This is a genomic window from Ruegeria sp. AG6 (genome assembly GCF_056541565.1).
The window spans coordinates 76030-88808 of the sequence record NZ_JBQFYQ010000007.1; the positions used below are offsets into that span (position 1 = coordinate 76030).

The 12779-nt window shown below is 57.3% G+C and carries 14 protein-coding genes; 8 read left to right on the forward strand and 6 right to left on the reverse strand.

The genetic code is table 11. The features are described from left to right. Positions 1 to 249 precede the first annotated feature (249 nt). Both ACR0I0_RS14705 and ACR0I0_RS14710 read left to right on the forward strand, forming a co-directional pair. Complete coding sequence (locus ACR0I0_RS14705) at positions 250 to 1020, forward strand: MlaA family lipoprotein (RefSeq protein WP_171637476.1); 771 nt, start codon at positions 250 to 252, stop codon at positions 1018 to 1020. Beyond that, positions 1010 to 1609, forward strand: coding sequence for an MlaC/ttg2D family ABC transporter substrate-binding protein (locus ACR0I0_RS14710; RefSeq protein ID WP_171637351.1), 600 nt, complete (start codon positions 1010 to 1012; stop codon positions 1607 to 1609). Before ACR0I0_RS14705 ends, ACR0I0_RS14710 begins: the two co-directional genes overlap by 11 nt. A 103-nt stretch (positions 1610 to 1712) precedes the next feature. On the opposite strand, the gene fliP is transcribed toward ACR0I0_RS14710, so the two are convergent. From fliP to fliF, 4 genes are read right to left on the reverse strand one after another with little or no spacing between them, the layout of a single operon-like run. After that, positions 1713 to 2441 (reverse strand): flagellar type III secretion system pore protein FliP, encoded by a 729-nt coding sequence (fliP, locus tag ACR0I0_RS14715; RefSeq protein ID WP_480492003.1) that lies wholly within the window; start codon positions 2439 to 2441, stop codon positions 1713 to 1715. Beyond that, positions 2441 to 2728 (reverse strand): FliM/FliN family flagellar motor switch protein, encoded by a 288-nt coding sequence (locus ACR0I0_RS14720; RefSeq protein WP_152459423.1) that lies wholly within the window; start codon positions 2726 to 2728, stop codon positions 2441 to 2443. The genes fliP and ACR0I0_RS14720 overlap by 1 nt, the downstream gene beginning before the upstream one ends. Then, complete coding sequence (locus tag ACR0I0_RS14725) at positions 2721 to 3317, reverse strand: ABC transporter ATP-binding protein (protein WP_171724781.1); 597 nt, start codon at positions 3315 to 3317, stop codon at positions 2721 to 2723. The genes ACR0I0_RS14720 and ACR0I0_RS14725 overlap by 8 nt, the downstream gene beginning before the upstream one ends. Next, positions 3317 to 4900, reverse strand: a complete 1584-nt coding sequence (gene fliF / locus ACR0I0_RS14730) for a flagellar basal-body MS-ring/collar protein FliF (protein ID WP_171724706.1) — start codon at positions 4898 to 4900, stop codon at positions 3317 to 3319. Before fliF ends, ACR0I0_RS14725 begins: the two co-directional genes overlap by 1 nt. 119 nt (positions 4901 to 5019) lie before the next feature. Here fliF and ACR0I0_RS14735 point away from each other — a divergent pair, with 119 nt between their 5' ends. The 5 genes from ACR0I0_RS14735 to ACR0I0_RS14755 are packed head-to-tail and all read left to right on the forward strand — an operon-like array spanning position 5020 to position 9633. Then, a complete protein-coding gene (locus ACR0I0_RS14735) occupies positions 5020 to 5517 on the forward strand; it encodes a flagellar basal body-associated FliL family protein (protein WP_480492006.1) in 498 nt (165 codons plus the stop codon). Positions 5518 to 5526: 9 nt separating this feature from the next. Then, a complete protein-coding gene (locus tag ACR0I0_RS14740) occupies positions 5527 to 6003 on the forward strand; it encodes a hypothetical protein (protein ID WP_209835197.1) in 477 nt (158 codons plus the stop codon). After that, the gene (locus ACR0I0_RS14745) at positions 6000 to 6584 is read left to right on the forward strand and encodes a MotE family protein (RefSeq protein WP_209835196.1); all 585 of its coding nucleotides are present in this window, start codon (positions 6000 to 6002) and stop codon (positions 6582 to 6584) included. The genes ACR0I0_RS14740 and ACR0I0_RS14745 overlap by 4 nt, the downstream gene beginning before the upstream one ends. A gap of 47 nt (positions 6585 to 6631) precedes the next feature. Next, positions 6632 to 7501 carry a flagellar motor stator protein MotA gene (motA, locus tag ACR0I0_RS14750; RefSeq protein ID WP_171637362.1) on the forward strand — a complete coding sequence of 290 codons (870 nt, stop codon included), beginning with the start codon at positions 6632 to 6634 and terminating at the stop codon, positions 7499 to 7501. Continuing rightward, a complete protein-coding gene (locus ACR0I0_RS14755; RefSeq protein WP_480492009.1) occupies positions 7498 to 9633 on the forward strand; it encodes a hypothetical protein in 2136 nt (711 codons plus the stop codon). The genes motA and ACR0I0_RS14755 overlap by 4 nt, the downstream gene beginning before the upstream one ends. A gap of 595 nt (positions 9634 to 10228) precedes the next feature. Here the strand turns inward: ACR0I0_RS14755 and betB are convergent. Then, positions 10229 to 11683, reverse strand: a complete 1455-nt coding sequence (gene betB, locus ACR0I0_RS14760) for a betaine-aldehyde dehydrogenase (RefSeq protein WP_171724710.1) — start codon at positions 11681 to 11683, stop codon at positions 10229 to 10231. Between the two features lie 187 nt (positions 11684 to 11870). On the opposite strand from betB, the gene ACR0I0_RS14765 reads away from it, so the two are divergent. Next, positions 11871 to 12200, forward strand: coding sequence for a hypothetical protein (locus tag ACR0I0_RS14765; protein ID WP_152459432.1), 330 nt, complete (start codon positions 11871 to 11873; stop codon positions 12198 to 12200). Between the two features lie 7 nt (positions 12201 to 12207). Here the strand turns inward: ACR0I0_RS14765 and ACR0I0_RS14770 are convergent, their stop codons facing one another. Next, positions 12208 to 12717, reverse strand: a complete 510-nt coding sequence (locus tag ACR0I0_RS14770) for a potassium channel family protein (protein ID WP_171637370.1) — start codon at positions 12715 to 12717, stop codon at positions 12208 to 12210. Positions 12718 to 12779 lie beyond the last annotated feature (62 nt).

The following is a 12779-nucleotide window of genomic DNA, read 5'->3' on the forward strand; positions in this document are numbered from 1 at the left end:
TGAGCATATCTTTACTTATTATGACTTGTAGATACTCAATTACTTTACCCGGACCTGACGGACAGGTTACACGCTAGGTGTTTCATTTGAGACCTGAAACGACTATGTGACAAGAACTTGTGCCTTACAGGCGTGTAAGTATTGGTGAATTGTGATTGTTGGCCCGACAGAGCGGATGTCGGGCATTTGGGAGAAGCAAAGATCGTGTCGAGCAGATTTCGCCTGAAACACCTGGTTGTCCTGTCACTCATGGCCATTCTGTCCGCCTGTGCAACGACCCCGCCCGAGGGTGCCTCTCGCAGCGACGTGTTCGACCCTTACGAAAACGCGAACCGGGGAATTCACAAGTTCAATCTGGGCGTTGACCGATTTCTGTTTCGACCTGCGTCGAAAGGGTACGTGAAGATCGTTCCTGATCCCATGGTCACCAGTTTCAGCACATTCGCCGAAAACATCTCGTTGCCCGGACAAGCGGTCGACTACCTGCTTCAGGGCAACCCGAAACAGATGGGCAATGCGCTGCTGCGATTTGTGATCAACATGACCGTGGGCGGCTTTGGCCTGTCCGCGCCCGCAGATGAGCTGAACCTGCCGCCCGTCGATACTGATTTCGGCGAGACCCTGCACGTCTGGGGGGTCGGTGAAGGGGCTTATGTTGAACTGCCTTTCTATGGCCCGTCGACCCAAAGGGATGCCATCGGGGTCGTGATCAACCTGTTCTCGAATCCGATCAATTTTACCCCGGTCCGGCCCGCCGACAATCTGGGCGTTTATGCCGAAGTCGTTCGCCGCATGGGCGATCGTGGACGGTTCTCGGATACCGTGGACTCGATTCTGTATGAAAGCGCAGACAGTTATGCGCAGGCCCGCCTGATCTATCTGCAAAACCGTCGCTTCGAACTGGCAAGAGATGACGAAGACGCCTATCTGGATTTGTATTCTGACCCCTATGCCGAAACCGGGACAGACCCGGTCAGGGACCCCTATCTAGACCCCTACGAGGACCCCTATGCTGAATAACGAGTTGAACCGCCGTAACTTTGTCGCAGCCGGTCTGGCTTTGGCCGTCTTGCCCAAATCCGCGTTTGCCCAAACCGAGGCATCAGCCAAGGCACTGGTTAACAGTGTGGTCAACGACATCAACAGGGTTATCGCATCGGGCAAGTCAGAGAATGCGATGCTGCGTGATTTCGAGAAGATCTTTGTGCAATATGCCGACGTCCCGATCATGGCGCGTTATGCCCTCGGTGCCGATGCCCGCACGGCCACCCCATCCCAGCTAAAGCAATTCACCAAGGCTTTTCAGGGCTATATCTCGCGTAAATATGGTCGCCGCTTCCGCGAGTTCATCGGCGGTGAGGTCAACGTGCGCAATGCCCGCAAGATCAAGGCCGGATATGAAGTGCGCACAATTGTCAAGCTGCGCGGCTCGGCTCCGTTTGATGTGACGTTCCTTGTTTCGGACAAGTCAGGGCGTGAAAAATTCTACAACATGTTCATCGAAGGCGTGAATTTGTTGCTGACCGAGCGTACCGAAATCGGCGCGATGCTGGATGCCCGCAAAGGCAACCTGGACCAGTTGATCAAAGACCTGAACAAGACGGGCTGATCCATTTCACTTGCGGCGGGACATTGAATTACGCCTTTGGCAACAGTGGGGCAGAGGCGTCTGACCACCTGTTTTTTCAGCGCGCCGCGGCTACATGTCGAGGTCACGGCATGTAGCTGCGCACCAAAGCGCCTGCAATCAAAGCCCACCCATCGGCGATCACGAAAAACGCCAGCTTGAATGGCAAGGATACGATGGCCGGAGGCACCATCATCATACCCATCGACATCAATACAGCGGCCACGACAAGATCGATGATCAGAAACGGCAGGAAAATCATAAACCCGATCTGAAACGCCCGCGCGATTTCCGACAGCATGAAGGACGGCATCAAGACAGACAACGGCGCTTGTGCGGACAACTCCATAGCCTCACCGCCGGGGCGCAAAGCCGCCATGGCATAGAACGTGTCCGCATCCAGTCGGGCCGCCATGAAGGCACGGAACGGCTCTAACGCGCGCTCCAACGCTGGTTCCACTTCCATCGTCTCTTCCATCATCGGTCGTATCCCTGTCGCCCATGCTTCTGAAAACACCGGGTCCATGATGAAATAGGTCAGGAACAACGCCAGGCTGACCAACAGCATATTGGGCGGAGATTGTTGCAGGCCGATCCCTTGCCGCAGGATCGACAGAACGGTGATCAGGAAGGGAAAGCAGGTGATCATGATCGCCAACCCCGGAGCGATGCTCAGGACTGTGATCAGCAGAATCAGCTGGATCGTCCGGGCGGAAATCGAGCCGCCCTCGCCCAGGGACAAGGTCAAATCCTGGGCAGCGGCCGGTGAGGGCGTCAACACAGCCACCAAAGCCAGGCAGAATACATAGCGCATCAACCGATTCCGTTGTGCAAATCCGCAATCTCGGTCAAGCGCACTGCAAGTTGCCCTGCCTGATCGCCTTCCATTTCTTCCAACAGCCCGCGCGCCACCAACTGATCCCCAACATAGAGGTCAACCGGGTCTTCGATCCGTTTGTCCAGGGTCAGCACGGCATTCTCTCCCATGTTCAACAGGTCCTTGATCAATGGGCGCGCACGACCAACGGAAACGGTCACCTCAATCGGGACCGAGTCGAATGGGTTGGGTTTTTCAGATTTCGGGATCTGGGTGTCATTCATTGGACAAAGCCTCTCTTGTCTCAAAGACATAAGCGTCAAAGGTCTGTTCGATGGCGGCGAGCAAAGCGGTGCAATCAACCTCACGTCGGCTCGTGCCGACCTGAAGGCGGGCCTGACCCGGCTCCAGTTCAGAGTGTTCGATCACCTGAGGAGTAGAATGCAGATCTTGCGGCAACAGCGCTGCGACACTCTCAGCACATCCCAGCGGCACCAAAATCTGCATCGGCTGCTCTATCCGCGAACGCGCCATTTCACAGAGTTGCTCCACAATGCGGGCTGCCAGGCCCCGATCGGCCATCTCAGGCAGTACGGTCTGAACCAGGCTGGTGAACATGGGCTCCAGCGACAGGGTCATGCGGGCGATGGCTTCGTGATAGGTGAAAGACATATCCTCAAGCGACCTTGCCAATTCAGCCGAAATCTGGCTGCGGCTTTGCTCCTGCGCCCGCGAGGCATCTTCCCAACCGGCCCCATACCCGTCTTCGAAGGCAGAGAGCCGTTGTTCTTCCAGCGTGTCCTCATTCAAGATCAGAACGGGCCCCGTACCGGTCTGGGTGGTGAAATCCTCAAGAAGATGGGCAATCGACATCATACCCGCTCCTCGCCTTCTTCAAGCCAACTGCGCAGGATCTCGACAGTTTCTTCCTGCTTGTCACCGATCATGGCGCGCAGCCGGTCGACAGGATCCTCAGTGGCGTTCGAGCCGAGAGCCGGAACACCACGCTCTGCCGGCAGGGTCGAGTGCTCTGCCGGTTCCTCCGGTGCGATTTCACCTGTCAGTGCCAGGGTATCCGAATCCGCCCCTCCTGCCGCCGCCAGCAGCGCCGGTGTCGGTGTTGCATTTGTCAGGATCGGGCGGATCACGAACAAGGCCAGCACGAGCGAAACCAAAGCCAGCACAGCCATCTGTATCAAGGACATGACATCCAGATGGATGTTCTGCCAGAGCGACGACGAAACCAGAGTGCCCTGTGGTTCGACCGACGGCAAATCCATGGATTTCAGTGTAATAACGTCCCCGCGCGCCGCATCGTACCCGACTGCCGACGCCACGAGCTCTTCCAGAGCGGTAAGCTCTTCCTGAGGCAAGGGCGTGAAGACTTCGGCACCGGAGGCGTCCACCGATCTTTTCCCATTGACCAGAACTGCAACCGTCAGACGCTTGATCGCGCCGGGGGCTTCATGGACTTCCAGCTCTGTCTCGGAGACTTCGTAGTTCACCCGCTCACGAGTCTGGGTAGCCGTCGAGTTCGATTCGTCCCCGCCCGCCGCATCGCCATCCGGCAGGTTCGACGCCACGGTGACATCCGATGACTGATTTCGGGCGCTGTCCGAACGTTCTTCGACATCCGTGCTGATCGCCACGCGGCCTTTGGGGTCAAAGCGCCGCTCGCGAATGGATTCCGTCCTGGTTTCGGTATCGACACTGACTTCGACCACGGCGTTGCCGGTACCGACACGCGCCTCGACCAGACGCAGAACACGTTCCCGCAACTGGCGCGACTTGTCGTCCGAAGTGTCCGCAGGCGCTGCGGTATCCTGCCCGCTAATCACGGCCCCGTGCGAATCAACCACCGTGACGTTCTCGGGCGTCAGGCCGCTGACGGCCGAGGCAACGAGGAACCGGATGGCCTTGGCCTGATCCCCGGTAATTTCGGTCCCGGATGGCACGAGGTAGACCGAAGCCGTTGGTGACACGCTGCGCTGAAACGGGTTTGCCGTCCCGTTGGCAATATGGACGCGCGCCTGACTTATATGCGGGCTACCGACAATCGTCCGCGCCAGTTCACCCTCTTTCGCGCGCCAATAGGCAGCATCGAACATCTGAGAGGTAGTGCCAAACCCGCTTAGCGAATCAAGCAGTTCGTACCCTTTATTGCCGTTTGCGGGCAGGCCTTCGCTGGCAAGGGTCATTCGCAGCTCGTCGCGCTGCGCGCCGGATACGTAGATCGATCCGCCCCGAATTTCATATGTGACGCCGCGCTGGTCCAGCGCGCGTACTATTTCCCCGGCGGCACCGCTTTCCAGACCCGCATAAAGCAGCGTCATGGACGGAGCCGTTACAAGGCGCGACATGCCAAGGATTCCCAGAAACACCAGCGCAACCGCACCGGCGACGATGATTTGTTTACGCCTGTCCAAATTAGCCCAGACAGTTCCGATCTGCTGCACGCTCACCTCCGACTCGCCGGCATTCTGCCCGACGCACCCTCTGTTTGGACGATTGCTCTTAACAATCGGTTAGTCCCTGCGCGGTTATGACGGGGTCGGAACGGATGAATGAGGACGTCATGACCGACGCAACCGACGAACTGGCGGAACCCACCGGGAAAAAAGGGAAAAAGGGAATGCTGATCGGTATGCTTCTTGCCATCGCCGGCGCTGCGGGCGGGTATTTCCTGACGTCATCCGGATTGATTCCGCTGGGTGGCAAGGCCGCGGTTGAGGCCGGCAAGGACAAGGCGAAAGAGGAACCTGCCAAAGCGCTGGCAGATGTCGGGTTCATTGATCTGCCGCCGGTTGTTGTATCGGTGAATTCCGGCAAGTCACGACATTTGAAGTTCCACGCTCAGCTCGAAGTTAACGCGCCGTACATAGCTGATGTGAAAAAAATGCAGCCACGAATCATAGATGTCCTGAACGGATACCTGCGAGCCGTCGAATTGAAGGACCTGGAGGATTCGCTGGCATTGACGCGCATCCGAGGTCACCTGCTGCGACGCATTGGAATTGTCGTTGGCGAAGGGCGCGTTCGCGATGTGCTGGTGATGGAATTTGTACTGAATTAGGAGGCGGAATTGGAGCTGATTGCGGATATTTTGCTGGTCGCCGGTGCGTTGGGCGCGGGTCTTTATTGTTTTGTGCTGTCGCGCCGCCTCAGGCGGTTCACCGATCTTGAACAAGGCGTCGGTGGCGCGGTGGCCGTGTTGTCGACCCAGGCAGAAGAGCTGAAGAAATCCCTGGACAGCGCGCGAAATGCCTCTGATCAATCGGGGGATCAGCTGAAGGCGCTGACGCAAAGGGCTGAGACCGTGGCGCAGCGCCTGGAGCTGATGATGGCATCTCTGCATGATGTCATCCCCGAAGAAGAAACTGCTGCCCCGGAAAAAGCAAAGCCTGTCCAAGACGAGCCCCAGCCTGAAGAGGAACAGGGCACCAAGCACGAGAAAGCAGCGGAACCGGTCGAAACTCGTGCGCGGGAAGAGCAAGCCAAGGCGCCAGAGGGCCTGATGTTCTTCCGCCATGACCGCAAGCAGAACGGGGCGCAGGTATGAGCCTTGCGCGCAACGCCAAACACGATACACGCCCGCGCGGTGGTGTGCTTGCTGTCATCTCATTGCTGATGATCGGCTCGGCAGCCATTCGCGTTGGCTTGGAGGCAGGACCCGCGCTCGCCAAACCGGCGACACCCGAAGCCGTGGAAAACGAGCCTGCCGCGTCCGAAACACGCGATGTTCAGGTTGTGCTGGCGGAGCTTTTGCGCCGGGAGGATCGCGTCAAACAGCGAGAGGCTGAATTACGCGATCAGGAAAAAGCACTGGAGATCGCAACCCAGGCCGTTGAAACGCGTCTGACGGCCCTGAAGGAAGCAGAAGATGCCCTGCGTGCCACGTTGGCGGTTGCGGACAAAGCGGCAGAGAACGATCTGGCGCGCCTGACGGATGTTTACCAGAACATGAAACCCAAGGACGCAGCCGCGTTGTTTGAAACCATGGACCCGACCTTTGCCGCAGGGTTCCTGTCCCGCATGCCGGCGGACGCAGCGGCTGGCGTACTGGCGGGCCTGAGCCCCGAAGCGGCCTATACAATCAGCGTTGTCATGGCCGGACGCAACGCCTCGGCCCCACAGGAGTAGTCGCTCGTGTTGCCCGGTAACGCACAGAACTCATCTGGAGATCTCAAATGATTGGAATTGTTGGAATTGTTGTCATCTTCGTAATGGTCTTCGGCGGCTATCTCGCGGCAGGTGGCAAGATGACCATCATCATGAAATCTCTTCCCTTCGAAATGATGATGATCGGTGGTGCTGCCGTAGGAGCCTTTCTGATCAGCAATGACATGGGCGGCGTGAAACATACGATCAAAGACATGGGCAAGGTGTTCAAGGGCCCGAAATGGAAGCCCGAAGACTATCGTGACCTTCTGTGCCTTCTGTTTTCGTTGATCCGCATTGCCCGAGCCAACCCTGTTGAGGTCGAGCAGCATATTGAAGACCCCGAAAACTCCAGCTTGTTTTCCGCATACCCCAAGATCCAATCAGACAAGGAGGCCGTCGACCTGATTTGTGACACCATGCGGTCGGCGGCAATGAATTATGACGATCCGCATCAGGTTGAAGAGGTTCTGGAGAAGCGCATGGAGGCGAACTTTCATCACGCCATGCACTCAAGCCATGCACTTCAAACAGTGGCAGACGGCCTGCCCGCGCTGGGGATCGTTGCTGCGGTTCTGGGCGTGATCAAGACGATGGGATCAATCGATCAGCCGCCCGAAGTGCTGGGGAAGCTGATTGGGGGTGCCCTTGTGGGCACGTTCCTGGGCGTTTTTCTGGCCTATGGTCTGGTCGGCCCCTTCGCAGGCAAACTGAAAGCCGTGGTTGAAGAAGACAACCACTTTTATCAGCTGATCAAAGAAGTATTGGTGGCCAACCTGCACAACCACAATGCTGCCATGTGCATTGAGGTCGGACGCCAGAACACCCCAACCCATAACCGCCCTGGCTTTTCCGAGCTGGAAGACGCATTGAAAGAGCTCAAGCAGGCTGCAGCATGAAGCGCATCGGGTTTCTGATTGCGGTTTTGGTCACGGCTGCATCTGCCGTGACCGCACAGGACGTGGTGGTGCGATCCGGTGAGCATGACGGATTCACACGTCTGGTTTTCGACGTGCCACCGGATACCCGCTGGGTGCTGGCGCAACGGAAGAACGGCGCCAGCCTTACAATTGCCCTGGACGACGTGACATTCAAGACCAGCTCGGTTTTTGGGCGTTTGAACACGAACCGACTGGCCTCATTGTCGCAAGAAAACCCCGGCAGCGCGTTGGAGCTGGAGTTCGGGTGCGACTGCGTGGCGTCGGCGTTTCTGTACAGAAACTCGATGATCGTATTGGACATCGCACCAGGGGAATTGTTGCCGCCGCTTCTTGAGAATGTACCGCCACCCTTGATCGGAAAAACGGCCAAAGGCAAACCGCCCTCGGTGGAGACAGGGTTGCACCTGCCGCTTCTCACCATGACTGAGCAGGGGATAAAAGACCAGCTGTCCACTCGTCTTCTGCAAGGGACCGATCGCAAGCTGCTGGACTTGGAGCTTGCTCCTGTCGGGCCACGCAACACCGCCCCGTCCGGTACACGCGTTGTGCCGCCCCAATTGAGTTCGAACCTACGTCTGACCACGGTTCTGGACGATTTGCAGAATGTTCTGAACGCAGAACTGCAACCAATTGACCAAAGACCGGCCTGCATCTCGACTGCTGAGCTGAATTTTGCGTCCTGGTCAGGGAACACGCCTTTTCCGGATCAGGTGTCAGCTCTCCGCTCTGGGCTGTACAAAGAGTTTGACAAACTTGACGGCGAAAAGGTCATGACCCTGGCCAGACTCTACGCCTCTTTCAGTTTCGGAGCCGAAGCGTTGAGTGTCTTGAGGCTGTTGGAGACGCCGCCAGCGGGCTTCGAACCCGTTGCGGCAATTGCGCGGGTTGTAGATAACCGGCCGCCGCTGCCCAGGAATCCATTCAACGACCTGCAACGATGTGACAGCGATGCCGCGCTTTGGGCTGTGTTGTCCGAAGGGGAACTGGCACCTGACGCAAACGTGGAAGCAATCGAACACGCGTATTCAAGACTGCCGGATCATCTTCGCCGCCAGCTGGGGCCGCGGTTATCAGGAATACTGGTGAGAGCACAACACCTGGAGGCTGCCCGCAGAATCCTTCGCTCGGTTGACCGGATTGAACCGGAAACGACATCCAGTGTCGCTCAGGCCAAAGCCAGCGTTGCCAAGGCGGAAGGAAACAGTGACCGTGAAGAAGAGTTGTTGACCGAGGTTATAACCTCTACCGACGCCGCCGCTGAATCTCCGCTGGCTTTGGCGCGCTTGGTGGAAAAACGTTGGTCTGAACGCAAAGCTGTTTCTTCTCAGGAGCTTGATCTGGCGGCATCTTATGCGGTCGAGCTCAGGCGATCGGAGCTGGGCCCGATGATGAACCGCACCTATGCGATCGCTCTGAGCCTGAGCCAGGAATTCGACCGTGCATTTGACGTGATCAAAGCGCAGCCACCCGGACCCGGTAGTGACGGCGCGATCAATCGGCATCTGCAATTGCTTGCTGAAAGATCGGATGACGCAACCTTTCTACGCCAGACGATGGAGGTAATGCAGCCGGACATGACGGTGGTGCTGACAACCGATACTGCAATTGCATTGGCAAGCCGCCTTGCTGATCTGGGCTTTGCTGAGCATACATTTGCGCTGGCGAACAGACCGGAAGATCAGTCGCGGCGCTCGGATCGGGCTCGGTTGCGGGCTCGGGCCGCTTTGCTGTCGGGGCGCCCTCATCAAGCCCTGTTAGAGCTGGCTGATGACAATTCCGAAGAGGCGATAGCCTTGCGCGCGCGCGCGAAGGTTTCAACAGAAGAATTTGCAGCTGCCGCCGATATGCTCCGAGATCTCGAACAAATCGAAGCGGCAAACCGGTATTTCTGGCTGGCCGGGATGTCGGATGAAAGGTTGGAACCTGCGGACGGGAAATACGCGGCATTGAACCAAACGACCCAAGCCTTGTCTGACCTGCCGGAACGGTTGGCGGAAAAACCGCTGGCGGTTGCGGAAAACCTGTTGAAGGACAGCCAGTCGGCCCGCCAGCGGATCGATGAGATGTTGAACGCAGTTGGGGTAAAATGACGTATATCGGGACTGTTCCGGCCGCACCCGGCAAAGTGAACGCTGGTCCCTAAACCGGTATACCCTGCGATGCGTTTCAACCGGTGGCAGCGTTGGGAGCCCGGCGCCGTTGCTTCAAAGCGGGTCCAATCAGAACGCCCGATCAGGCGGGGATGCAAACATGGCTCCAACTTCTTTCAAGGATGTTGTGTTCCAGACATGACACAGAAGAACAGGCCGCCGAATTTCAGGCCACGTTCCTCAACCAAAAAGGTCACGACGGCTGACCGCCCGTAAAGCAACCGGTGCCGTGGCATTTGCGGCATAAGCGTGAAAACGAGACGCCACATCCGAAATACGGCGGTAAAAGTTCCGCGCCTTCAATGAGTTCAGTGGCCTGAGAAATCGCGGACGTGTCTCCTCATCAAACCTGGCCAACCGGCTTGGGATGGCAACGTCTTTGGACACAAATTCTGCAAGCCCGCCTTTTCCGACACGCTGACAGGCATCGGTATTGCCAGTGCAGTATTGCCCGCCACTGGCTGGCGTTTCCTCAGCTCCCGGTGCCGGGCACCGGGAGCTGAGGCGTCAAAAACAGCGGACAACCGTCCTGGATTCAGTACGGGGCTTCAACATCATTCATCGAGACATAGACGGTTTTCATTTCCGAGAAGTGATTGATCGCCAGTTTCGAGTTCTCGCGCCCGACGCCGGACATCTTCGATCCACCAAACGGCGCTTCGACCGGGGCAAGGTTGTAGGTGTTGATATAGCAAGTGCCTGCTTCGAATCCGGCCACGATTCGATGCGCCCGGGTCAGATCATTGGTGAAGACACCTGCGGCCAGACCGAACTCGGTGTCATTGGCGCGGGCCATCACCTCTTCTTCAGTCTCGAAGTCCAGCACCGACATGACGGGGCCAAAGATTTCCTCGCGCGCGATGGTCATGTTGTCCGTGACGTCAGCAAAAACCGTGGGCTGCACAAAATAGCCGTCTCTTTCGATCCGTTCACCGCCATAAACCAATCTTGCGCCTTCGGCTTTGCCCTTTTCGATATAGCCCAGGGCGATGTTCATCTGGTTCTCGCTGACCATCGGGCCAAAGCTGACGTCCTCGTCCATTGGATCGCCGATTTTCGCGTGATCCAGACGTTCTGACAGACGTTTCAGGAAGGCCTCTTTGATACCTTTCTGAACGAAGACGCGGGTGCCATTGGAACAAACCTGGCCCGAAGAGTAGAAGTTGCCCAGGATCGCACCTGAAACAGCGTTTTCGATGTCGGCATCGTCAAAGACGATCATCGGGGATTTGCCGCCAAGTTCCATGGTCACATGCTTCATGCCGTCCGCCGCAGCAGCATAGACCTTGCGGCCTGTCGGCACAGAACCTGTCAAAGAGACCTTTGCCACGCGCGGATCGGTGACCAGCGAAGCACCGACATCGCCGTAACCCTGGATCACGTTGTAGACACCTTTGGGCGCGCCGGCCTCGACAAGAATTTCGGCCACTTTCAATCCCGAAAGGGGCGTGGTTTCCGAAGGTTTGAATACCATCGTGTTGCCGCAGGCCAGTGCAGGTGCACCTTTCCAGCAGGCGATCTGCGTGGGGTAATTCCATGCGCCGATCCCGACGCAAACGCCCAGCGCCTCGCGGATGGTATAGACGAAATCCCCCCCGCCCAGCGGAATATGCTCGCCAGTCAGAGAGGCGGCCAATCCACCAAAATACTCCAGCGCATCGGCCCCCGAGGTGGCATCGGCCACTGTGGTTTCCTGAATCGGCTTGCCGGTATCATGGGTTTCCAGAACGGACAGGTCGTAATTGCGTTCGCGCATAATATCAGAGGCGCGGCGCAGGATGCGGCCACGTTCCGTCCCGGACAGGGCCGCCCATGCTGCCTGAGCGTTTTTTGCGCTGTTTAGAGCCTGTTCCACGATCGCCGGCGTCGCCGAATGCAAACGTGCAATCACTTCGCCTGTAGCGGGATAGATCACTTCGATGGCCGCGCCGTTTGTATCTTCGACATATTCGCCATCAATGAAATGGCTGGCCCGGGGCTGAAACTTCATACCGTGTCCTTTTCTTTCGCACCCGTCAGGACGGGACAAATGGTAAGTCGAAAATCGGCCTATCGGTTATTGATTGACCAGTCAATAAAATCATCGAAGGGGTGGCTTCACGACTGCCAAACCCCGCAAACCTTGAAATTTTTGGTTAATGTTCTATTTATGTTCTACATAGTCAGAGGACAAACCGATGACCCAGCAAACACGTCCCACAGCCCTGAACGGGCCGAACAACGACTATCACTTGCTTCCGGTCACCGATCGGCAGATGCGGTATGCTCGAGCGATTGCCGAGAAGTCAGCCCTTGAGATTCCGGTCGAGGCACAGCGTGACCGGCGGCTTTTATCTGACTGGATTTCAGCCCACAAACCACGCGGGACCTCGCAGTTCGACAATTACCCGACGGGAAAACAAGTCGCGTTTGCCGAGCGGATTTCACGCAGCAAGCGTCGCCCGATCCCATCCGAGTGTTTCCGCGACAAGAAAATGATGTCGCGCTGGATCGATCACAACAAATAGCCCCGAATTAGGGTCTATCCGGATTGTGGTTGCGGGCATAAAGCGAAACTGCTGCGGCAACAAACATACCCAGTAGGATATAGCCTGTTACGGCCTCGGACACGGCGAGCCCACGGCACATACCGGTCGGGGACATGTCGCCATATCCGACTGTGGTAAAGGTAACATAGGAAAAATACAGGATATCCCCCGGACCCTGCGCACCAATGACACAGTGGTCGTTATACCCAAAGGCCCCGTAAACTGCGGCGAACAGGAATGGAACAACCTGTATGAACGAAACACCCATCAGAAACAAAAGCCTGCGGGGCGATTTCACCTGTGTCATGTAATACCAGGACTGTGACACCAGCCAGATCAACAACCCGATCGAGGCGACTGTGCCAATCGTATCGCCTGCAGCAGCCTCGCTCAGGCGGGACAGGCCATACCAGGCCAGGAAGCTAGCAAGAACCAGCCCCAGTGCCGCAATCAGGGTCGATTTCCATTCGTCCAATGTCGTGGGTTTGCGGTGCATGAACGCCCCCTCAATCCGGTCTTCGGGCAATCATCCGACCTAAAGGCATCGCCCGCAACCCG

Bases quoted from the DNA above. Each gene is read 5' to 3' on its own strand.
- ACR0I0_RS14755 (WP_480492009.1), top strand. From the start codon at position 7,498: ATGAAGCGCATCGGGTTTCTGATTGCGGTTTTGGTCACGGCTGCATCT.
- ACR0I0_RS14745 (WP_209835196.1), top strand. From the start codon at position 6,000: ATGAGCCTTGCGCGCAACGCCAAACACGATACACGCCCGCGCGGTGGT.
- ACR0I0_RS14720 (WP_152459423.1), bottom strand. From the start codon at position 2,728: ATGAATGACACCCAGATCCCGAAATCTGAAAAACCCAACCCATTCGAC.
- ACR0I0_RS14725 (WP_171724781.1), bottom strand. From the start codon at position 3,317: ATGTCGATTGCCCATCTTCTTGAGGATTTCACCACCCAGACCGGTACG.
- ACR0I0_RS14765 (WP_152459432.1), top strand. From the start codon at position 11,871: ATGACCCAGCAAACACGTCCCACAGCCCTGAACGGGCCGAACAACGAC.
- ACR0I0_RS14770 (WP_171637370.1), bottom strand. From the start codon at position 12,717: ATGCACCGCAAACCCACGACATTGGACGAATGGAAATCGACCCTGATT.
- ACR0I0_RS14710 (WP_171637351.1), top strand. From the start codon at position 1,010: ATGCTGAATAACGAGTTGAACCGCCGTAACTTTGTCGCAGCCGGTCTG.
- betB (WP_171724710.1), bottom strand. From the start codon at position 11,683: ATGAAGTTTCAGCCCCGGGCCAGCCATTTCATTGATGGCGAATATGTC.
- ACR0I0_RS14705 (WP_171637476.1), top strand. From the start codon at position 250: ATGGCCATTCTGTCCGCCTGTGCAACGACCCCGCCCGAGGGTGCCTCT.
- motA (WP_171637362.1), top strand. From the start codon at position 6,632: ATGATTGGAATTGTTGGAATTGTTGTCATCTTCGTAATGGTCTTCGGC.
- fliP (WP_480492003.1), bottom strand. From the start codon at position 2,441: ATGCGCTATGTATTCTGCCTGGCTTTGGTGGCTGTGTTGACGCCCTCA.
- ACR0I0_RS14735 (WP_480492006.1), top strand. From the start codon at position 5,020: ATGACCGACGCAACCGACGAACTGGCGGAACCCACCGGGAAAAAAGGG.